The sequence below is a fragment of the Dysgonomonas sp. 521 genome, from assembly GCF_010501055.1.
Taxonomy (GTDB): Bacteria; Bacteroidota; Bacteroidia; order Bacteroidales; family Dysgonomonadaceae; genus Dysgonomonas.
In genome coordinates, this window is sequence record NZ_QVMO01000046.1 from 25,427 (window position 1) to 45,993 (window position 20,567).

General features: G+C 40.0%; 19 protein-coding genes, 1 tRNA gene and 1 other RNA gene. 14 read left to right on the forward strand and 7 right to left on the reverse strand.

Translation table 11 applies throughout. The annotated features are described in order from the left end of the window. Positions 1 to 415: 415 nt before the first annotated feature. Positions 416 to 814, reverse strand: a transfer-messenger RNA (tmRNA) gene (ssrA, locus tag D0T84_RS13370). A 282-nt stretch (positions 815 to 1,096) separates the two neighbouring features. Here ssrA and D0T84_RS13375 point away from each other — a divergent pair. After that, positions 1,097 to 2,263 (forward strand): ATP-binding cassette domain-containing protein, encoded by a 1,167-nt coding sequence (locus D0T84_RS13375; protein ID WP_163308364.1) that lies wholly within the window; start codon positions 1,097 to 1,099, stop codon positions 2,261 to 2,263. Positions 2,264 to 2,279: 16 nt separating this feature from the next. Continuing rightward, positions 2,280 to 3,902: a hypothetical protein gene (locus tag D0T84_RS13380; RefSeq protein ID WP_163308365.1), complete on the forward strand. Its 1,623-nt coding sequence runs from the start codon at positions 2,280 to 2,282 to the stop codon at positions 3,900 to 3,902. Between the two features lie 77 nt (positions 3,903 to 3,979). Here the strand turns inward: D0T84_RS13380 and D0T84_RS13385 are convergent, their stop codons facing one another. Together D0T84_RS13385 and D0T84_RS13390 are read right to left on the reverse strand one after the other, a co-directional pair. Continuing rightward, complete coding sequence (locus D0T84_RS13385) at positions 3,980 to 5,173, reverse strand: saccharopine dehydrogenase family protein (RefSeq protein ID WP_163308366.1); 1,194 nt, start codon at positions 5,171 to 5,173, stop codon at positions 3,980 to 3,982. An 88-nt stretch (positions 5,174 to 5,261) separates the two neighbouring features. Further along, positions 5,262 to 6,707 carry a hypothetical protein gene (locus tag D0T84_RS13390; protein ID WP_163308367.1) on the reverse strand — a complete coding sequence of 482 codons (1,446 nt, stop codon included), beginning with the start codon at positions 6,705 to 6,707 and terminating at the stop codon, positions 5,262 to 5,264. A 1,269-nt stretch (positions 6,708 to 7,976) separates the two neighbouring features. Here D0T84_RS13390 and atpD point away from each other — a divergent pair. From atpD to D0T84_RS13450, 12 genes are all read left to right on the forward strand, one after another. Beyond that, complete coding sequence (atpD, locus tag D0T84_RS13395; protein WP_163308368.1) at positions 7,977 to 9,491, forward strand: F0F1 ATP synthase subunit beta; 1,515 nt, start codon at positions 7,977 to 7,979, stop codon at positions 9,489 to 9,491. 93 nt (positions 9,492 to 9,584) lie between these two features. Next, positions 9,585 to 9,833, forward strand: a complete 249-nt coding sequence (gene atpC / locus D0T84_RS13400; RefSeq protein ID WP_163308369.1) for an ATP synthase F1 subunit epsilon — start codon at positions 9,585 to 9,587, stop codon at positions 9,831 to 9,833. Positions 9,834 to 10,240: 407 nt separating this feature from the next. After that, positions 10,241 to 11,332: a F0F1 ATP synthase subunit A gene (atpB, locus tag D0T84_RS13405; RefSeq protein WP_163308370.1), complete on the forward strand. Its 1,092-nt coding sequence runs from the start codon at positions 10,241 to 10,243 to the stop codon at positions 11,330 to 11,332. 92 nt (positions 11,333 to 11,424) lie between these two features. Further along, positions 11,425 to 11,688 carry an ATP synthase F0 subunit C gene (atpE, locus tag D0T84_RS13410; RefSeq protein WP_163308371.1) on the forward strand — a complete coding sequence of 88 codons (264 nt, stop codon included), beginning with the start codon at positions 11,425 to 11,427 and terminating at the stop codon, positions 11,686 to 11,688. A gap of 18 nt (positions 11,689 to 11,706) precedes the next feature. Further along, positions 11,707 to 12,204: a F0F1 ATP synthase subunit B gene (atpF, locus tag D0T84_RS13415; protein WP_163308372.1), complete on the forward strand. Its 498-nt coding sequence runs from the start codon at positions 11,707 to 11,709 to the stop codon at positions 12,202 to 12,204. Positions 12,205 to 12,209: 5 nt separating this feature from the next. Then, a complete protein-coding gene (locus D0T84_RS13420; protein ID WP_163308373.1) occupies positions 12,210 to 12,764 on the forward strand; it encodes a F0F1 ATP synthase subunit delta in 555 nt (184 codons plus the stop codon). A gap of 169 nt (positions 12,765 to 12,933) precedes the next feature. Beyond that, positions 12,934 to 14,520 (forward strand): F0F1 ATP synthase subunit alpha, encoded by a 1,587-nt coding sequence (atpA, locus tag D0T84_RS13425; protein WP_163308374.1) that lies wholly within the window; start codon positions 12,934 to 12,936, stop codon positions 14,518 to 14,520. Positions 14,521 to 14,526: 6 nt separating this feature from the next. Continuing rightward, on the forward strand, positions 14,527 to 15,408 hold the full coding sequence (locus D0T84_RS13430; protein ID WP_163308375.1) for a F0F1 ATP synthase subunit gamma: 882 nt from the start codon (positions 14,527 to 14,529) through the stop codon (positions 15,406 to 15,408). Positions 15,409 to 15,754: 346 nt separating this feature from the next. Next, entirely contained in the window at positions 15,755 to 16,123 is a 369-nt protein-coding gene (locus D0T84_RS13435) for a hypothetical protein (RefSeq protein ID WP_163308376.1), read from the forward strand. Positions 16,124 to 16,257: 134 nt separating this feature from the next. Continuing rightward, a complete protein-coding gene (gene pyrB / locus D0T84_RS13440; protein ID WP_163308377.1) occupies positions 16,258 to 17,175 on the forward strand; it encodes an aspartate carbamoyltransferase in 918 nt (305 codons plus the stop codon). An 81-nt stretch (positions 17,176 to 17,256) separates the two neighbouring features. After that, on the forward strand, positions 17,257 to 17,718 hold the full coding sequence (pyrI, locus tag D0T84_RS13445) for an aspartate carbamoyltransferase regulatory subunit (protein WP_163308378.1): 462 nt from the start codon (positions 17,257 to 17,259) through the stop codon (positions 17,716 to 17,718). After that, positions 17,715 to 18,281 (forward strand): flavin reductase family protein, encoded by a 567-nt coding sequence (locus D0T84_RS13450; RefSeq protein WP_163308379.1) that lies wholly within the window; start codon positions 17,715 to 17,717, stop codon positions 18,279 to 18,281. Before pyrI ends, D0T84_RS13450 begins: the two co-directional genes overlap by 4 nt. 16 nt (positions 18,282 to 18,297) lie before the next feature. Here D0T84_RS13450 and D0T84_RS13455 read toward each other — a convergent pair whose 3' ends face one another. The 4 genes from D0T84_RS13455 to D0T84_RS13470 all read right to left on the reverse strand — a co-directional run bounded on the left by D0T84_RS13455 (position 18,298) and on the right by D0T84_RS13470 (position 20,556). After that, positions 18,298 to 18,786: a thermonuclease family protein gene (locus D0T84_RS13455; RefSeq protein WP_163308380.1), complete on the reverse strand. Its 489-nt coding sequence runs from the start codon at positions 18,784 to 18,786 to the stop codon at positions 18,298 to 18,300. A 71-nt stretch (positions 18,787 to 18,857) separates the two neighbouring features. After that, positions 18,858 to 18,944, reverse strand: a tRNA-Ser gene (locus tag D0T84_RS13460). 135 nt (positions 18,945 to 19,079) lie between these two features. Next, positions 19,080 to 19,847: a TatD family hydrolase gene (locus tag D0T84_RS13465; protein WP_163308381.1), complete on the reverse strand. Its 768-nt coding sequence runs from the start codon at positions 19,845 to 19,847 to the stop codon at positions 19,080 to 19,082. Beyond that, a complete protein-coding gene (locus D0T84_RS13470) occupies positions 19,834 to 20,556 on the reverse strand; it encodes a hypothetical protein (RefSeq protein WP_163308382.1) in 723 nt (240 codons plus the stop codon). Before D0T84_RS13470 ends, D0T84_RS13465 begins: the two co-directional genes overlap by 14 nt. Positions 20,557 to 20,567: the final 11 nt, after the last annotated feature.

Genomic DNA, 20,567 nt, shown 5'->3' on the forward strand with positions numbered 1-20,567 from the left:
TCATCACTTCATTCAGCCGGCAAGCCGATGGTGGGTCGTACGGCGAAGCGGGGCGCAATGCTTTTTTGCTTACTTTTGGAGCTTCGGCCAAAAGTAAGGCAAGCAATCTGTGATTGCGCGCAGAATAAAAAATAAAAGAACATATAATTTAAACAAAAGCAAATACTGATTCGCATTAATAATAAAAGTACGAATAAGAAGTAATCACATGAGAAATACAGAATCGTTATTTATTGAATTTCAATAAAATACACATAAGACTATTGCAAAAGTGCTGACAAGATCTATAAAATAAAAGCATCAGCGCCTTTTTGAGTTAAAAGCTCCTGAAAACGCTTTTTTGCTAACCATACAAAAACAAAAAACCCTGTAAATATCTAATTTACAGGGGTAAGATACATTTTTCATTTTCGGGTTGTGGAGCTGCGGGGACTTGAACCCCGGTCCAAACAAGGAACTAATTTGCTTTCTACATGCTTATCTCCGCTTTGGTTTTCGTGAATGGGCAAGACCGAAGCCACCAACCCAAACCTTAGCTTCTTTAGTTTCAGATAAGAGCCGAAGCCTCCCCTATCCTATCTCCGATTTATCTGCACCACCGTATCGGAACGCTTCGAAGCCACAGCTTCCGGGTAATGTCTTGTCCCTACACCTGTGCAGGGATTAAGCTAGAATCTACTATACTTCGATTAAGCAGCAAGAGCGTAATTGTTATTGCCAGTTAAATTTTTGACGTCTGAGATTATAGTGCCAGCCGACTACGCACTGCATGCTTACAAACCACTTCATCTCGCTGTCAAAGCCAGTCAGCCCCGATGAGTATATTTCATCTGATATATAACGCTTTACTATCAGAACTTAGATATTGAATAACAAAAGGATAAAACTTGTTATCCAAATACGGGATACAAAGATAGTGATTTTTGAGTTTACTGCGAAGCAATCCTGACTAATATTGAGATTAAATTATGGCACATAAGCATTCGGCATATAATAGTTATAAAAAAGATTCGCTATAAAATTTAAACAGGCTCTTGTTTTATGGAAAAATAAATATATTTGCCTCTAGTTACATAACAATACAAAACATAACGTAATGACATCATTCCAGGAACAGTTCGATGAGGTAAAAAAACGAATAGACTACGAAGACTTTGCCTTGTTGACAAAACGAATCATTGATTTCACCTTAGACACAGAGAATATAGATATCTATAAAAAGGTCGTAAAATTTCTTGACGAACTGGAATCAAATCCGAATGAGAAAAAGGAGAAAGTAAAAGAACGATACAGCAATATACTAGACATAATCTACCAGGAGTTGATTAAAAAGCCTGTTGTTTCAGACGACAGAAAATTATTACTATCCACTTACAACCTGATAAAATCTTATAAGCGATCGTCTTTTGCCCTCGGCCCTATAAGCTTTGAGATAAAGGACAGCGAAATAATAGGCCTCGTAGGGGAAAACGGGAACGGAAAAACCACCCTGCTCCGCACCTTATGCAGGGAACTACAGGAAACAAGCGGGGATATAAAATATTATTTCCCCTATAAAGACAATTATGACCTACGCTCTAAGCTGATATATATCCCTCAACGCACAACGTCATGGCAAGGCTCTTTACTGTCGAACCTGCGGTTCACAGCCGCATCGTATGGCATAACCGGCGATGAGAATATCCTCATTGTAGAATTAATCATTGCCAGAATGGGGCTGAGAAAATACCGGAGTTATGGATGGAAGAACCTGTCGTCGGGTTATAAAATGCGCTTTGAACTGGCAAGAGCCCTGCTCAGGAAACCCAAACTGCTCCTGATAGACGAACCTCTCGCAAATCTGGATATACTAGCCCAGCAAATCGTTCTGGACGATTTCAAGGATATAGCCAGGTCGCCATTCCGCCCGTTGGGAATAGTCCTTAGTTCGCAGCAGCTTTACGAAGTGGAAAAGACATCGGACAGTGTCATATTCCTAAAAAACGGACTTCCACGTAATTTATGCCAGGATACGGATGTAACATATACCGAAGTAGTAAAACTAATCATAGAATTCGAATCGGAATGGAAGCAAGACCGCCTGCATGACGTATTGGAAAAACTACAACTGGAAAAACTGCAAATAAACGGAGGTACGTATGTAGCCAGTTTCCCTGATAATATATCGCAGGACGATTTTCTGAAAGTCGTACTCGAACAGCAGGTTCCGTTATCTTATTTCAGAAATATCTCTAATTCTACACGCCGTTTTTTCCTTTCATAAAAAAAATACAGACACGATGATTAAGAAAATACAAAAATATTTATTGCTAAACCAGCCCATATTGTGGAACATAAGGATAGTGCCTATGGCATTCGTACTGATAGCCATGCACCTTATATTCTTCGGCATAGGCTATATTTCTACCAATTCACAATTTCAGAAATCATACTATTATGGCTACTCGCCGGCCAACGATCTCGGCCTGTTATATTTTGTGTGTATACTGGTCGGAATTTTGTTATTAATCGGCTGGCTGGTATATTATAACAGGAACAACGGATTCAAGACGTTCTACCCACGTAAGACACACCAGCTATATATGGAATGGCTACTGATACTTGTGATTACCTCGGGCATCGCATTCCTGCCTTTTACACTTACACAGGGATATCTTACCAAATGGAAGTCCACCGCCTCTCTGGCAGAGGTCAAAAGTGCTCTCGACCTTTTAGATATGGCAAAGGTGCTGATGCCTGATGAAAACGAGAGTTATTATAACTACAAGGCAGAGTATAACAACCCTATACCCATGCCGGATGGGCTGGCCCTCGATCCGGAGAGCCTGAATCTGAGCCTGTATCAGACACAATATAGCCAGAAGTCTGGTTTAGAAATAAAGGGGTATATAGGCCCATCTTTGCTATTTTATGATTATGAATATTACGATTATTATTACAGTTATGAAAAGCAAGATTCAGTAAGTGCGGCAAAAATAAAGAAACAGGAGTTGGTGAAAACATGGCTCAAAGAAGAAAGAAGTGATAGTATATACTCTATCATTAAAGGCTTTGAGAAATTAAAAAGAAAGCATAAGTTAAGTTCTGACTTAACTCCCGAAAAATGGTTTATACGTATATACAGGCCTCCATTCTATCCTGTGACCGGAGATAACTATTTTATCAGATATGTAAACAATGAATATGAAGATTATAAAACTTCGATAACAGATGATGAGCCCTATAGCGAAAACAGTGTACAGTCAACGGCTCCGAAGGTAGAACATGAGTACAACATCAATATAAGCTATAATTATGACTATGGATATACTGACTATACACCCCGCTTGCCATACAATGAACTGAGGTCAGGCTATGTACAAATACTGAAATGCTATGAAGATAATGGTGACATGGAAGCCCTTTCGTTAATTTGTGTCTGTGTAGCCCTTATGGCATCCGCTTTCATATTCTCATTCAGGGCTACAGGCGGCAGATCGTGGCTCATAGCGCTGGTGTCGGCGGGTATCCTTATATTTATTGTTATACTAACAGGCGTAGGCATCAGGGAATCGATAGGCTACAGTAACGAAGAAATCGTATTAATGTTCATGAGCGCGTTCTGGGTAATGCTGTTTGCAGCGCTGTGGGTGCGTATAGTTGTCAAAGTAAAAGGAAACGAGCATAAAGGAAAATCTCCGGTATACACCAATATATTTATGTGGTTGTTACCTTGCATTGTACCATTATTATTTTTAATCTATGCTTGCTATCTCGAATACACCAAAGTAAAATATGCCGAGATAGAGATAGAGGGTAAGGATATCACCTGTATGTTTTGGGCAAATCTGGTATTTACTATACTTGCGATGTGGCTGATATCCGCTATTATACGCCGATGGAAAAGCCTGCCGGAAGAATGATACCCCACCCGACCTCCCCAAAAGGGAGGAGTAGGTTACAGAAGTAAGCCCCTCCTTTCGGAGGGGTTGGGGAGGTGTTACATTTCCAAATCCACATCGAACAATTCGTGCCAAGGTAAGCCTTGCTTGTTCAATTGATCCATAAACGGATCCGGATCAAATTCTTCTACATTATATACACCCGGTTTACGCCACAGGCCTTTCATAAACATAATGCCGCCGATAGTTGCAGGCACACCCGTAGTATAGCTTACGCCCTGTGCTCCGGTTTCTTTATAGGCAGCTTCGTGCGAACAGTTATTGTACACATAGTATGTACGTTCTTTACCATCCTTGAGGCCTTTGATACGGCAACCGATAGAAGTTTCCCCTGTATAGTTTTCTCCCAGTTCGCCCGGATCAGGAAGCACAGCCTTCAGAAACTGGATAGGCACTATTTCCACACCGTTATATATGATAGGGTCGATACGCGCCATACCTATATTTTGTATTACACGCAGGTGTGTAAGATACTCTTGTCCGAATGTCATCCAGAAACGTGCCCTTTTCAGGCTTGGGTAGTTCTTCACAAGCGATTCCAACTCTTCGTGATAAATCACATAAGACTCTTTTGCGCCTATATTCGGATAGTTCAGCGGTTTGTGTATCGCATGCGGCTCTGTTTCCACCCACTCTCCGTTTTCCCAGTATTTACCTTTCTGGGTAACCTCACGGATATTGATTTCAGGATTAAAGTTTGTGGCAAACGCTTTGCCATGATCTCCGGCATTACAATCCACAATATCCAGATAGTGCATTTCATCGAAATGATGCTTAGCGGCATAAGCAGTAAACACGCTCGTTACCCCCGGATCGAAGCCACAACCTAAAATGGCTGTCAATCCTGCTTCTTTGAATCTATCCTGATAAGCCCATTGCCACTTGTATTCATATTTAGCTTCATCTTTCGGCTCATAGTTGGCTGTATCCAGATAGTTGACGCCACATGCCAGACAGGCATCCATTATAGTCAAGTCCTGGTATGGCAAAGCCACATTTATAACCAGTTCGGGTTTAAAGGAGTTGAATAGCTTTTTCAAATCCTCCACATCATCAGCATCTACCCTGGCTGTTTGTATTTTATTCCCCCCTATAGCCTTTGCTATAGCGTCACACTTCGATTTGGTACGGCTGGCCAGCATAATTTCTGTGAAGATATCCATATTCTGCGCAACCTTGTGAGCCACAACGGTGCCAACACCACCGGCTCCGATAATTAAAACTTTACCCATATTTTATAAAATTATTCTTTTAGGATACAAAAATAAAATTAAATGTTAGTAACTGTCAGGAAATTTAAACAGTTACTTAAATAAAAGCTTATTTATGGGATACCGGTTCGTTATATTGTTCATATCTCTTTAAATATGCTTTTATATATTCCTCCACATTATCATTAATAATATCTACATATTCTTTTTTAGTTCTGAATCCATCCTGAAGATTATCTCCCCTGGCTTCTACAGTATTAATACTTTGCAACTTAAGCCCCTTAAATGGGGTAAAAGGAATACCTTCATAAGATGTTGTTGAAGGTAAAACATCAAAGGTACAGGTTTTTTCCCGATCAATTAAATATATAGTAAGCCCATTCATATTGTATTCTGTATACTGTGTTTTATAATCAAATCTTTTTTGTTTCCACCATATATATGAAAGGTCTCTCGTTGTATAGTCAGATGTTATTATCATTCTATAGTTCATATCGGTGACAAACAATAAAGCACAAACAATAATAAAGGATATTGCTATTTTGCCTAAAACAGGAAAAGTGGTTTCATCTACTTTGAAATATTTCAAAATTGAATATACGAGAATAAATCCACAACCAAACAAATATCCGCCGACAAAACGAAAATCAGGAGCAGTCATCATTCCCAAAAACAAACATAGCATCGACACAGCATATATATAATATACTGAATTGCTTATCTTTACTTTTTTTATCCAACTATATATTACAACAATGGGTGACAAAACAGCCAGAATAAACATGGAATAATTTGTCACATTTATAATCAATCTATTTCTTTTAATCTCAAATAAATAGCTGAAAACCCAATTAGCCCATTCCTGCACATGCAGCCGCTCAAGCTGAACGCTGGCTTTTGGCATTTTCCAGTCAAAAGAAAATAAATCGATGCTTTCGAACGGGTACACTAAATACCCGGTAATGACCACATTACGGATACACCATACCAAAACGCACAAAATTGAAATTATTAAAATAAAAAATATATTCCTTAATTTACCCTGTCTGAATAAATAAATAAGAATGCCCAGACTTATGAGACAGAAAACAGATGTTGACAGCTTATAAGTAACCATTATTACTGGTAGCAAAGAGGCTAAAAAGGGTTGTTTAACCAGCCAGTCCGGAGCTGATACTGTTTTAATAATGAAGTAGAAAATACAAAGAAGAGGGATTATATCGGTACTGGAATCATTCAGCAATGTACTATTTGTAAATAAAATCAATAACATAAAGAACAAAGCTATAATATGTGCTATACCATAATTTGTTTTAAATATTTGAATCAAAATCCAAAATGTTATGGCTACAAACAATAAAGACTGAATTGTATTAAGAGCCTCTCCAAACAGAAACCGGAAAGAAAAAACTGCAGATATCAATAAATAATTGGAATTGAAACCGAATCGATCTTCAATATTTGCCAAGCCGGGGACAACACCAAATTCTTCATTCCACCTTATTTGTTGATGATGATACACATTTGCATCATAAAAATCGGAACAGAAAGCCATTAGAAACAAAATAATAAAAGAACTGAAGAAAATAGTTGAGATCTGAAATTTCGTCATTGAGTTCACATGCTCTGATACATCCTTAATATAGGTTTTCAACCTTTCTTTCCTCAATATCCAGTAAGCAACAGTAATTATTAAATAAGTCAACAACACATATTGATTGGAAGGAAACCAAAGAGACGAAATGGAAAGCAGAACTGTAATAAAACATATTCCTATTATAAAAGTATCAAGAAAATTATAATATTCTTCACTTTTACAAATCCGATTATACAAAAAAAGGAATAAATCTCCCAGTGAGAATGAAATGTAAAATATAATGACCCAAGATATTAAAGTAGATATCATCTATATAAGTTTAAATAAACTTCAGCTATTCTAGTACCCGTTAAAAAAAAGTGTATTTATACGACCAACAAGACTTTCTATCCTTACATCTTATTGTTAGACTAACAATAAGACATATCTCATACTTCAAGCTATTTTGGCTCTGCTTCGCTCTGTCAATTCACAATCGGCTTATGTCGTTCCGCCCCGTCCAAAATGATAGAAAAAGTATTAAAAAGTTTGCTAAAATTTAAAAGGTCTATAAGACCCCTATTTTTATTATTGCAAAAATAATATTAAAAATTAGATTGCTTTGTAACTGTTAGGAAATATCTCGTTCCAATTTCTGAGTTATTAAAGAAACACCTCTTCCTTTTGCGAAGTTGATAATAGCGGACTATTTGAGCTGCATAAAGGGGGATTAAATCAAGACAGACTAAAAATGAACGAAGAAAATTTAAACAGTTACTTATTCTATTACTCACCTCTGCACTGTTATTATAAGCTTTCTTAGTGCCTATGTTTCCTAATCACTTCACATATAATCAAATTATCGACAAATCGTATATACTAAGACTAAAATCTAAAAAAAGCCACAATCTTTTTCATTTTTTACACCTTTAGTGTGTGCGCACACACGCACATTGTTAATTAATATTTAAAAATAGTAAGTTTACTTATATTTTTTCTTTACAAAGAGAGTAATCGAAACTATTATTGTTTATATTTGTCTTCGATAATTTAATAGAGGAGTCTGGTACCATATTATACACATAAGATACCTCAGCTTTTATTGATTTGCTAAGAAGCTCTATTATTCAGTAGATTTTTGAAATTTTGTAAAGAATTCAAGTATAATTCTTTACGGCTTTTTCAATACAGTTTTGCAAACAGAAAAAAGGAAATAAATTAAAAACAAATATATAAACACAAAAGCTTATGTCACAATTAGTCGGGCACATTTCACAGGTTATCGGGCCAGTAGTGGATATATTCTTTGATACGCCCAATCCGGTTCAGAACCTACCGAAAATCAATGATGCTCTTGAAGTTAAAAGGCCGGATGGCCGTTCTTTGATACTCGAGGTAAAACAGCACATAGGCGAAGACACCGTGCGTGCCGTTGCTATGGATAGTACAGACGGGATTAGCCGTGGACTGGAAGCGATGCCATTAGGGTCGCCCATCAGAATGCCCATAGGCAATCAGGTAAAAGGACGACTGATGAACGTAGTAGGCGATACGATCGACGGCATGGCGCTCCTCGACAAAGTAGACGGAGCACCTATACACCGCGAAGCCCCGAAATTTGAAGAATTACAAACCGCGCGTGAAGTCCTTTTCACCGGGATTAAAGTAATTGATCTGCTGGCACCTTACGCTAAAGGTGGTAAGGTAGGCCTTTTTGGTGGAGCCGGAGTAGGCAAAACCGTATTGATTCTTGAGCTAATCAATAATATGGCGAAGGCCCATGACGGATATTCGGTATTTGCAGGTGTAGGAGAACGCACCCGTGAAGGAAATGATTTACTTCGCGAAATGATAGAAGCCAAAGTTATCCGTTACGGAGAAGAGTTTGAAAAGAGCATGGAAGAAGGCAACTGGGACTTGTCTAAAGTTGACCCTAAAGAATTAGAAAAATCCCAATTATCGTTAGTGTTCGGACAGATGAACGAACCTCCCGGCGCGCGCGCATCCGTAGCTCTGTCGGGCCTTACGATAGCAGAATCTTTCCGTGATGCAAAAGATAGCGGGACAAAAGACATTTTGTTCTTTATTGATAATATATTCCGTTTCACACAAGCGGGCTCCGAAGTATCAGCCCTACTTGGGCGTATGCCGTCGGCAGTTGGTTATCAACCTACACTAGCTACCGAAATGGGTGCGATGCAAGAACGTATTACCTCTACAAAAAGTGGTTCAATCACATCTATACAAGCAGTATATGTACCCGCCGATGACTTGACCGACCCTGCGCCGGCCACAACCTTTACCCATCTGGATGCAACTACCGTATTGGATCGTAAGATTACCGAGTTGGGTATTTACCCTGCCGTAGACCCTCTTGGATCTACATCGCGAAGCCTCGACCCTATAGTGGTAGGACAAGAACACTATGATACGGCTCAACGAGTGAAACAGATACTTCAACGAAATAAAGAGCTTCAGGATATTATTGCAATCTTAGGGATGGATGAACTTTCCGATGACGATAAGCTGACCGTAAACAGGGCTAGGCGTGTACAGCGCTTCCTGTCCCAGCCGTTCAATGTGGCCGAGCAGTTTACAGGAGTTCCCGGAGTGATAGTGGATATACAGGATACGATAAAAGGATTCCAGCGTATTCTCGATGGTGAAGTTGACCATTTACCTGAACAGGCATTCCTCAACGTAGGAACAATAGAAGACGCCATAGCTAAGGGCGAAAAAATACTTGCCCAGGCAGCAGAATAAAACATCCCTTCCCAGCCCTCCCCTACAGGGAGGGAGAAGGCCTTTCCTATTCGTGGAAGGTTGGAGGGAATGGCAACTAGCAAATTAGAAATTATGAAAAATTCAGAACTTCAATTAAATATTATATCACCCGAAAAGAAACTGTTTTCCGGAATGGTATCATCGGTTGTAATTCCCGGTGTTAAAGGCCGATTCGGAGTATATCCCGACCACGCGCCCTTAATATCGTCCCTGCAAGAAGGGGCGATAACCTACAGCGCAAGTGGAACAGAACAATCGGTAGAAGTAAAAGGAGGTATTGCAGAAGTGATACAGAATGTAGTAACTATTTGTGTCGTCTGAATTTATGAACTCATTCAAAGCGAGGTTGTTTTCCGGGTTGATTGGCTATGGCCTACTAGTTGGAGCTATTATAGCAATTATACTGCACTCCTTTTTTCCCGGCTTTAGCTGGAACTGGTATTTAGGTATCTTCATATTTTTCATGATTGTAGAAATCTTTATACTGAATCTGGTAGAAAAAAACAGCTATAGTAAAGACAAAAAACGACTGGTAAATATATACACGCTGACAAAGGTTATAAAAATAGTTTTGTCTCTAGTCTTCGTGCTTATCTATTACATTATAGAGAGATCGTATAATATAAAAATGTTCATCATTATATACATAGTATTTTACTTATTGTTTTTGATAGCGGAAACATTTTTGTTTACGAAAATAGAAAAACATATTAAAATAAATAATCATAATGAGTAATAGGATAAAACATATTGCATTATTGTGTTTGTTGCTTATTGGGTTTTCATTTCCTCTAAGTGCGGCAGACACAGAACATGGAACAGAAGAAAAACTGGATATCGCCGGAATGATTATGGATCACTTGATGGATTCATACGAGTGGCATATTGCAACTGCCGGAGAAACCCATATTTCTGTACCATTACCCATTATCGTATTTAGCGAGACTAGTGGATTAAATGTATTTATGTCCTCCAGATTCCATCATGGACACGAAGCCCATAATGGCTTCTATATTGCGCCCGATGGCGATTATAAAGGAAAAATAGTAGAAAAGAACGCAGCAGGAGAAGAAATTCGCCCCTGGGATCTTTCCATTACTAAAAATACATTATCCCTTATCCTTAGCTGTATCATATTGGTTTCGATCATACTTTGCGTAGCGCGTTGGTACAAGAAGAACAATAGTGAAGGTAAATACAAAGCTCCGAAAGGATTCGTAGGATTTATGGAAATGTTTATCATGAGTATTGTAGACGATGTAATAAAACCATGCATCGGGAAGAATTACAGGAAATTTACACCATACCTGCTCACAGCCTTCTTCTTTATATTCATCAACAACCTGATGGGACTGATACCGATCTTCCCCGGAGGGGCTAATGTAACAGGTAATATTGCCATAACACTAGTATTGGCCATATTTACATTCTTTGCCGTCAACCTGTTTGGTACAAAAGAATACTGGAAAGAAATATTCTGGCCCGAAGTACCAACGTGGCTCAAAGTTCCGGTGCCTATCATGCCTGTTATAGAGATCGTAGGTATGCTAACCAAACCATTCGCATTAATGATCCGTCTTTTTGCCAACATCCTGGCCGGACACTCCATTGTACTTGGATTGATGAGTTTGATATTTGTAACAGCAACCCTAGGTACAGTATTATTCACTTCTATGACTTTCGTATCGGTTGTGATGACAATCTTTATGGATGTAGTAGAAATACTTGTAGCATACATTCAGGCATACGTATTTACTATGCTATCGGCAGTATTCATTGGTTTGGCTCAGGTTGAACCACACCACGCCGAAAAACATTGACAAATTCGAAAAAGTGAAAATGAAATTCACCAATTTGCTAATTAACATGTAACTAAATATTTAAATTAAATAACTTAAAAAAAGAAAAGATTATGTTATTATCAACTTTAGCAGTTTTATTGCAAGCAGTAGCCGGATCAGGTCTGGCTCAATTAGGTGCTGCACTGGGTGCAGGTTTAGCAGCTATTGGCGCAGGTATCGGTATCGGAAAAATCGGTGGTTCGGCAATGGAAGGTATCGCCCGTCAGCCTGAAGCAAGCGGAGACATCCGTATGTCTATGATTATCGCTGCGGCCTTGATTGAAGGGGTAGCTCTGTTCGCGGTAGTAGTTTGTTTGCTTATACTCGTTTTATAATAATAAAAATAGAAAAATATGCTTTTAAAACCTGAATTTGGTCTTGTTGTATGGATGGTTATATGCTTCGGCATCGTATTCATCCTGCTGGCAAAGTTCGGTTTTCCGGTTATCACTAAAATGGTTAGCGACCGGAAAAACTACATACAAGACTCGCTGGACGCTGCACAAAAAGCGAATGAGCAGCTCGCTACCATCAGGCAAAAGAGCGATGAAATACTTTCATCGGCCAAAGCAGAACAGGTTAAAATATTGAAAGAGGCTGCCGACACGCGCGACCGCATCGTCAACGAAGCGAAAGAGCAAGCCAAGATAGCAGGGGCAAAAGAAATGGAGGAAATAAGGAAACAGATTCAGGCTGAAAAAGATCAGGCTATACGCGACATCCGCCGTCAGGTAGCCGAGCTGTCTGTAGACGTTGCCGAAAAAGTTCTCCGCGACTCTTTGAAAACTTCTAAAGATCAAATGTCAATGATTGACCGTCTGGTGGACGAAGCTATGGTATCTAAATCTTAACTGTTATGAATGAAGGGATGATTTCGAAGCGATATGCCAAAGCCCTATTGCTATATGCGATAGAGCAGAAAGCGGAAGATGCAATGTTTATTGAAATGAAAAAAATAACATCTGCATTTAACGATGTGCCTCAGTTGCGTATGGCAATGGATAATCCTACGTTGAACGCTGATGATAAACTGACGCTTATAAAAGCTGCCGTGGGCGGAAAACCGAATACAGAGTTCTCACGGTTTGCCGAACTGGTAGTAAAAAACAGGCGGGAAGCATTTTTTCAGAATATCGCGTTGAGTTACATTGACCTGTACTGCGAAGCAAAACGCATCAACACAGGTAAACTGGTAACGGCTACTCCGGTAGATGACGCGGTTATCGAAAAGATGAAAGGCCTGCTCCAAACCATTAAGCCCGGAACGCTTGATTTTGAAACAAAAGTAGACCCCGATATCGAAGGAGGATTTATCCTCTACATCGATACATACAGGCTCGATGCAAGCGTTAAGAACCAGCTGAAACGGATTAAACAACAGTTTATCGCCGAAAACAGTAAGATTGGATAGTACATGAGTTAACAAGCTGACAAGATACGAGTTAACCAGTTGAACGCCTTGTATCTGACATCTTGTATCTAATTTTTAAACGATTAAAAAAGATCAGACATGAGTAGGCAAGTTAAATGCCTTGTATCTCGTACCTTGTATCTTATATCTAATTTTCAAATTAAATTATATGTCTGAAAATATAAAAGCAAGCGAAGTCTCCGATGTGCTGAAAATGCAGCTTGAGAACATTAGTAGCCGCGTACAATTCGACGAGGTAGGTACTGTTCTTTATGTAGGAGATGGAGTTGTTCGCATATACGGGCTGAAAAACGCGGAAGCAAACGAACTTCTTGAGTTTGACAACGGCATCATGGCCGTTGTGATGAATCTTGAAGAAGACAACGTCGGAGCCGTGCTACTAGGTCCGTCAGACCAGATTAAGGAAGGATTTACCGTTAAGCGTACAAACCGTATCGCCTCTATCAATGTAGGCGAAGGTATGCTTGGCCGTGTAATCAATCCTCTGGGAGAGCCTTTGGATGGAAAAGGCCCTATTAGCGGCGAACTGCTCGAAATGCCACTAGAGCGCAAAGCTCCGGGGGTAATCTACCGTCAGCCCGTTACTCAGCCGCTTCAAACGGGGCTGAAGGCTGTAGATGCCATGATTCCTATCGGTAGAGGTCAGCGTGAGCTTATTATCGGTGACCGCCAAACAGGAAAAACAGCTATTGCCATAGATACTATCATAAATCAAAAAAGCAATTATGACGCCGGAGATCCGGTATATTGTATCTATGTGGCTATAGGCCAGAAAGCGTCTACTGTGGCTAATATAGTAGAAACATTAAAAGAAAAAGGCGCTCTTGACTATACAGTAATAGTATCGGCTACAGCTGCCGAGCCTGCCGCCGTTCAGTACTTTGCCGCATTTGCTGGCGCTGCTATCGGCGAGTACTTCCGCGACACAGGCCGCCATGCGCTTGTGGTATATGATGACCTGTCGAAACAAGCTGTAGCATACCGCGAAGTATCGTTGATCCTTCGCCGCCCTCCGGGCCGTGAAGCTTATCCGGGCGATATATTCTACCTGCATTCCCGCCTTTTGGAACGTGCAGCCAAGATAATCAACCAGCAAGAAGTAGCTGAACAAATGAATGACCTGCCACCCAGCCTGATAGGGAAGGTAAAAGCAGGCGGTTCGCTTACTGCATTGCCGATTATTGAAACTCAGGCAGGTGACGTATCGGCTTATATCCCGACAAACGTAATCTCCATTACCGACGGACAGATATTCCTCGATGTTGACTTATTCAACTCCGGTATGCGTCCCGCTATCGATGTGGGTATCTCCGTATCGCGTGTGGGAGGTTCGGCTCAGGTGAAGGCGATGAAGAAAGTTGCCGGAACGCTGAAAATAGACCAGGCTCAGTATCGTGAACTGGAAGCGTTTACACAGTTTGGTGGAGATATGGACCCTGTTACTGCAATGACCATAGACAAGGGTAAGAAGAATACAGTGTTGCTTGTTCAGCCACAATACGCACCGATGCCTGTAGAAAAGCAGATCGCCGTATTATATTGCGGGACTAACGGCCTATTGCGCCAGGTTCCTGCCGAAAAAGTACACGAATTCGAAACCGAGTTCCTCCGGACATTGGAAATGCAATATCAGGCTGAAGTATTCGACCTGCTGAAAAAAGGCGTTATCAACGAAGATATAGAAAACATTATCAAGAAGGTAGCGAAGGACATTGCTTCCCAGTATAAAAAATAATGAATTATGGCATCTCTTAAGGAAATAAAAAATAGAATTGGCTCAGTAAAGAGTACAAAGAAGATTACCTCTGCAATGAAGATGATTGCCTCATCCAAGCTGCATAAGGCTCAGAATGCGATAAATAATTTCCTGCCTTATCAGCAGAAGTTAGATACTATACTGACCAATCTTCTCGCTTCTGATACGAGTTACGAATCTCCTTTTATTCAAAAAAGAGAAACGAAGAGAGTTGCTATAGTTGCCTTTGCTTCCAATTCTTCGCTTTGCGGGGCGTATAACTCGAATGTGATAAAAGAGTTCAATACGGCCTTCAATAAGAAAAAGGAAGAGGTAGGAAAGGAAAATGTACTGGTATATCCTGTAGGTAAGAAACTGGCAGACACAGCTAAAAAACAAGGAATAAAACTTGAAGGGGATTTTAGGGAAATGGCTGATAAACCTACTTTCCAGGCAGTACAGGATCTGGCAAAAGAATTGATAAAAAAATATATTGATAAGGAACTTGACGAAGTAATACTGATATATCATCACTTTGTTTCTACAGGGTCTCAGAAATTAAGAGTAACACAGTTCCTTCCTTTCGACCTGAAACATGGCAAAGGAAATGAAGAACAGGCTGAAAGTTTTTCTGCCGACTATATTCTGGAGCCTTCGAAAGAGGAGATACTCGATTCACTGATTCCTACAGTGCTCTATTCGCGCTTGTATGCGGCGTTGCTCGATGCTAATGCTTCGGAACATGCTGCACGTACAATGGCTATGCAAATAGCTTCCGACAATGCCGAAGAACTGGTGCAAGACCTGACGATACAGTACAACAAGTCGCGTCAGCAGGCTGTTACAAACGAATTGCTTGATATTATCGGCGGCGCTTCTGCATTGTAGAAATAGATTGATATTGACGGATATAGATAGGTAAGGGTGCTCTAATATGGGCACCCTTATTTTATTCGGGCATCTGCTCCGGCAATAGTTACGATCTAACAACTGACGTACTAAAAAAATAAAATTGAGAGTTAGAAATCATATATCTCAAAAAAAGTAATTACCTTTGTAACCAATAATATAGAGAATGAATGATGATGAAAAGAATGTCCTTTATACAGCAGTATTATTTTCATGACAGTGGTTCCTGTATTACAAGTGATATTAATTTATTGATCTAGATATTTATCCTCGAAGAAGTCCTCTTTTTCGGGGATTTTTTTTGAAATAATATTATCTATTAGTGATGGGAAAAGAACAAATAATTAAAGAATTTGTAAAACAATTCTACAAGGAAAAGCAATCTCTCTATAATGATTGTTTCAAAGTGTATATCGAAGGTAAAAATGGTCATAATGGTTTGGTAACAAAACTTGTTGCCGACCTGAATCTGACAGAAGAACAATATCCTGTTTTTGAAGATTTTGTATCAGCATTACTAACAGATACATTCTATACTATCCTGTTAGGGCTTGATGGAGAGGCAACTATTGGCGATTGTCAACAAACTTATACAATAATCGATGAAAAAGGGAATGATCTTTCGGGTGGATATATTGAAACATATGCCTATGAATATTTTCATGGAGGCATGCAAGAGGAAAGTGACAGATAGAAATAGCGAAAGAGTGTTACAAATGTTACTTTTTAACAAAAAGTTTTTGGCCAATAGCTTGGAACAATCGGCAACTTGTAACTTTTAAAGAAAATGAAATATTCAAACTATAATTCTTCAAAAATATAAACGGTATGTGTAATAAAAGTCTGGTATCGATTACAGATTATTCGAAGGACGACATCCTGAGAATACTCAATCTGACAAAGAAATTTGATGAACAACCAAACAGGAGGCTATTGAAAGGCAAGGTTTGCGCAACCCTCTTCTTCGAACCGTCAACGCGGACACGCCTTAGTTTCGAAACTGCCGTAAACCGGCTTGGAGGACGCATCATAGGTTTTACCGATGCAGCTACGACCAGTTCCGCCAAGGGCGAAACGCTGAAGGACACCATACTGATGGTAAACAACTACGCTGACATAATAGTCATGCGCCACCATCTGGAAGGAGCCGCACGCTATGCTTCCGAAATATCCTCGATACCTATTATCAACGCGGGAGACGGAGCAAACCAGCATCCTACACAGACGATGCTCGACATGTATTCCATATTCAAAACGCAGGAAAAGCTTGACGACCTTACAATCACAATCGTAGGAGACCTCAAATATGGCAGGACTGTACATTCGCTTATCATCGGAATGTCTCACTTTAATCCGACTTTCCTGTTTGTCGCCCCCGAAGAATTAAGCCTTCCGGACACATATAAGACCTTTTGCGACGAACGTGGCATCAGGTATGAGGAGCACACCGATTTTTCGCCAGAGGTCATCGAAAAAGCCGATATACTGTACATGACGCGTGTACAGCGTGAACGATTTACCGACCTGATGGAATACGAGAAGGTAAAGAATATCTACATACTGAGAAAAGACATGCTGGAAGGGACTAAGGATAACCTGAAAATACTGCATCCCCTACCCCGTGTGAATGAGATACAGCAGGATGTGGACGACAGCCCTAAGGCTTACTACTTTGAACAGGCTAAGAATGGGGTATTCACACGCGAAGCTGTTATTTGTGACGCGTTAGGAATAAATGTGGATTAACACCCCTCCCAACCTCCCCAAAAGGGAGGAGCAGACAAAACAGCAAAAAGAGTTATGAGTTATAAATCTTGAAATTTAGTTATGAAAGAACGTAGAAAAGAATTACAGGTAGCTGCATTATGTAATGGAACTGCGATAGATCATATACCTTCCAATGTCGTTTTCAAGGTAGTATCGTTATTGGAACTGGAAAAACTGGAAAACCCCATAACCATAGGCAACAACCTGGAAAGCAAGAAAATGCAATCGAAGGGCATTATAAAAATATCAGAGAAGTACTTTGAAGAAGACGTTATCAATAAAATCGCGCTGATAGCCCCTAACGTCATACTCAATATAATCAGGGATTACGAGGTGGTGGAAAAGAAAAGGGTAGAACTGCCCAAAACGATCAAAGGGATTGTAAAATGCAATAACCCGAAGTGCATCACAAATAATGAGCCGATGACGACCCGTTTCGAAGTTATAGATTGCAACAATACAGAGCTACGCTGCCACTATTGTAACCTGAAGATAAAGAAAGACGAGATAATACTGAAATGAAACAAGACTGGAAACCCGGAACCCTTATATATCCGTTGCCGGCGGCAATGATAAGTTGCGGAAGCACGCCTGCTGAATACAACATTATCACCCTTAGCTGGCTGGGAACGATTTGCACCAATCCTCCCATGTGCTACATATCGGTACGCCCCGAACGGCATTCATACGAGATTATAAAGAGGAATATGGAATTCGTAATAAACATTACTACAGAGGACTTGGCCTATGCGACAGACTGGTGCGGGGTGAAATCGGGAAAGGATACAAACAAGTTTGAAGAGATGAAGCTAACCGCTGGCAAAGCGTCAGTCGTACGTGCTCCCATCATTGCCGAATCGCCATTAAATATAGAATGCAGGGTAAAGGAAATAATCGGTCTGGGCTCTCATGACATGTTTATAGCGGATGTGGTGAACGTCAAGGCTGACGAGAAATACATAGATAAGGAAACAGGCAAATTCAGTCTGGAAGAAGCGAATCCCATAGCATACTCCCACGGGCAATATTACAATCTGGGAGAGAGGATCGGCGGTTTCGGCTGGTCGGTACGGAAGAAGAAATAGAATCTTTAGTTCAGTATTACCTTTCTTTTTCCCGTTTGGCCTTTCTGAATTCGTGAGGAGAAACAGGGTTCTTCATACTCCAGATATTCAGTTTTTGCTTTCGGGCTTCTTTTTCCAGTTCTTCCATATACGGGTCTTCTACATAGTAGTCGTAATACCATGCAAGCCCGTTCCGAACCATTTCCTGATTCAAATTGAGTTCTTTGACATAAACTACACCAAGCACACGTCCATACTGGTCAACTCCCTTTTTCTCTACTTTTACCCTTTTCCCATAGCAAAGGTCATTGAGGTACAGGCGTGCTTTATTTCCATAATCCTGTCCTTTCTCCGGTGCGTCTATTCCATAAAAACGGATACGGATTTGCTCATCCGCATCAGTCAGTATAGTCACAGTATCGCCATCGGCCACGCTCACTACCTTCCCGGTAATAATATCTTCGCTATCCCGAGCAGGAGGATTGCATGAGACTAAGAGCAGTAATATAAAAAGTATCTTCTTCATTCACAGGATCAATAAAAAAAGGACTAAAAGAGGACTTTGCCTGTTTTAATCCTTATTATATCTTAGTATTGCGGAGAGGAAGAGATTCGAACTCTCGATACAGTTACCCGTATACATGCTTTCCAGGCATGCCTCTTCAACCACTCGAGCACCTCTCCAAAACTATTGTGCATGCAAAGATAAGGGATATTTTTATTCTGACAAATTAATCTTTAAAGAAGGCAGGATCAAATATCATTTCCGATATCTTTTCCTTTTGTTATCACCAAGGCCTTAGCGCAATCTTTTATTTTTCAGAAGAATAGTTCTTCAGCGTTTTGTGAGGTTATTTCGCCGATTTCCTCAATTGTTAAACCATATATTTCGGCCAATTTCTCAACGACATTCAATGTATATGACGGTTCGTTCCTTTTGCCTCTGTATGGAACCGGTGCCAGATAAGGAGCGTCTGTTTCAACAATGATATGGGATAAGTCCGTATTTCTCAATACGGTTGACAAGGTCGAATTCTTGAATGTAACTACTCCGTTGATACCCAGCATAAAGCCCCCTAACGAGAGTATCCCGTCCAGTTCCTCTTCTGTGCCTCCAAAGCTATGAAATACACCTCTCAACTTTTCAGCTCCCACATTTCTGATGCAGGAGATACATTGAGATATGGCATCACGCGAATGTATAGCTACAGGCAGATCATAGTCGATACTCCAACGCAGTTGCTCTTCGAAAACTTCTTTCTGCTCCTCCTCATAGGTTCTGTCCCAATAAAGATCCAAGCCTATCTCTCCAATCGCAATATATTTCCGCTTCGTTAGCTCCTGCTTAATAGTATCCAGTTCCGACCGCCAGTTTTCATTCACACTGGTAGGATGCAGACCCATCATAGGAGCACAATAACCACTATACTTATCCGAAATATGATGTAAACGGGCTATAGAAGACACATCTATATTGGGCATTAATATGTTTCCCACGCCAACTTTCTTAGCACGGTCAATTACCTCATCTATATCATTATCAAATTCTTCAGAATAAATATGTGAATGTGTATCAATAATTTTCATTGCTATTCAACTGCTTCTTCTCTTTTTCTCTTTCTTCTTTTCTCAAATAATATACAACACCATACTCTTTACACTTTTCCAGGCGTTCCGTTGGTTGCAGATTCGAAAAAGCAGCTTCAATCTGATTCCATAACAATATTAATGTAGCATCAATATCTTCACGCTGCTGGCTCAAATTATCCAATTGACGGGATGTCGTATTCTGATATGTTTTCTGTGCAAAATACGCATCTTTAAATTGTGAAAACGCGACATTCACACGCGCAATTGTTGGGTTATAAATAGGTATACCACCCTGTGCCGTACGGTTTTGCTCTCCTCTTATAATATTCTCGCCCCAAAAAAGAAGAGAGTCGTTACTGGTAAGGTCGGGAACCGTAAAATTATCAGGGTCGATACCATATAACTGTTTATGATCTTTCTTTATTTCATTTCGGATAACGCTGAAATTGAAGACTTGTATAAAATGTGATATATAAAGCCTCGCATTCTTTACCAGTCGTTGAAATTTACGATTGGCCGAAGCCTGAGCCTCCAAACTGTCTTTATAACGAATCTGGGCTGTTTCGAAATTGCGAAGCATATATTCCAGCTTTTGTATATCAAGAGAAATTACATTTTGCCTGAAAAATCTATTGCTTTTTTCTATCGCTGTTTTTAAAGCCCTTATCCTAGCATTATCAGTGTTAGGTAAACGTCTGTACGGCATATTTTGTTTGT

Bases quoted from the DNA above. Each gene is read 5' to 3' on its own strand.
- D0T84_RS13435 (WP_163308376.1), top strand. From the start codon at position 15,755: ATGGGAAAAGAACAAATAATTAAAGAATTTGTAAAACAATTCTACAAG.
- atpC (WP_163308369.1), top strand. From the start codon at position 9,585: ATGAAAAATTCAGAACTTCAATTAAATATTATATCACCCGAAAAGAAA.
- D0T84_RS13375 (WP_163308364.1), top strand. From the start codon at position 1,097: ATGACATCATTCCAGGAACAGTTCGATGAGGTAAAAAAACGAATAGAC.
- D0T84_RS13455 (WP_163308380.1), bottom strand. From the start codon at position 18,786: ATGAAGAAGATACTTTTTATATTACTGCTCTTAGTCTCATGCAATCCT.
- atpD (WP_163308368.1), top strand. From the start codon at position 7,977: ATGTCACAATTAGTCGGGCACATTTCACAGGTTATCGGGCCAGTAGTG.
- atpB (WP_163308370.1), top strand. From the start codon at position 10,241: ATGAGTAATAGGATAAAACATATTGCATTATTGTGTTTGTTGCTTATT.
- pyrB (WP_163308377.1), top strand. From the start codon at position 16,258: ATGTGTAATAAAAGTCTGGTATCGATTACAGATTATTCGAAGGACGAC.
- D0T84_RS13390 (WP_163308367.1), bottom strand. From the start codon at position 6,707: ATGGCTTTCTGTTCCGATTTTTATGATGCAAATGTGTATCATCATCAA.
- atpA (WP_163308374.1), top strand. From the start codon at position 12,934: ATGTCTGAAAATATAAAAGCAAGCGAAGTCTCCGATGTGCTGAAAATG.
- D0T84_RS13470 (WP_163308382.1), bottom strand. From the start codon at position 20,556: ATGCCGTACAGACGTTTACCTAACACTGATAATGCTAGGATAAGGGCT.
- D0T84_RS13450 (WP_163308379.1), top strand. From the start codon at position 17,715: ATGAAACAAGACTGGAAACCCGGAACCCTTATATATCCGTTGCCGGCG.
- D0T84_RS13380 (WP_163308365.1), top strand. From the start codon at position 2,280: ATGATTAAGAAAATACAAAAATATTTATTGCTAAACCAGCCCATATTG.
- atpF (WP_163308372.1), top strand. From the start codon at position 11,707: ATGCTTTTAAAACCTGAATTTGGTCTTGTTGTATGGATGGTTATATGC.
- D0T84_RS13430 (WP_163308375.1), top strand. From the start codon at position 14,527: ATGGCATCTCTTAAGGAAATAAAAAATAGAATTGGCTCAGTAAAGAGT.
- atpE (WP_163308371.1), top strand. From the start codon at position 11,425: ATGTTATTATCAACTTTAGCAGTTTTATTGCAAGCAGTAGCCGGATCA.
- D0T84_RS13465 (WP_163308381.1), bottom strand. From the start codon at position 19,847: ATGAAAATTATTGATACACATTCACATATTTATTCTGAAGAATTTGAT.
- D0T84_RS13385 (WP_163308366.1), bottom strand. From the start codon at position 5,173: ATGGGTAAAGTTTTAATTATCGGAGCCGGTGGTGTTGGCACCGTTGTG.
- D0T84_RS13420 (WP_163308373.1), top strand. From the start codon at position 12,210: ATGAATGAAGGGATGATTTCGAAGCGATATGCCAAAGCCCTATTGCTA.
- pyrI (WP_163308378.1), top strand. From the start codon at position 17,257: ATGAAAGAACGTAGAAAAGAATTACAGGTAGCTGCATTATGTAATGGA.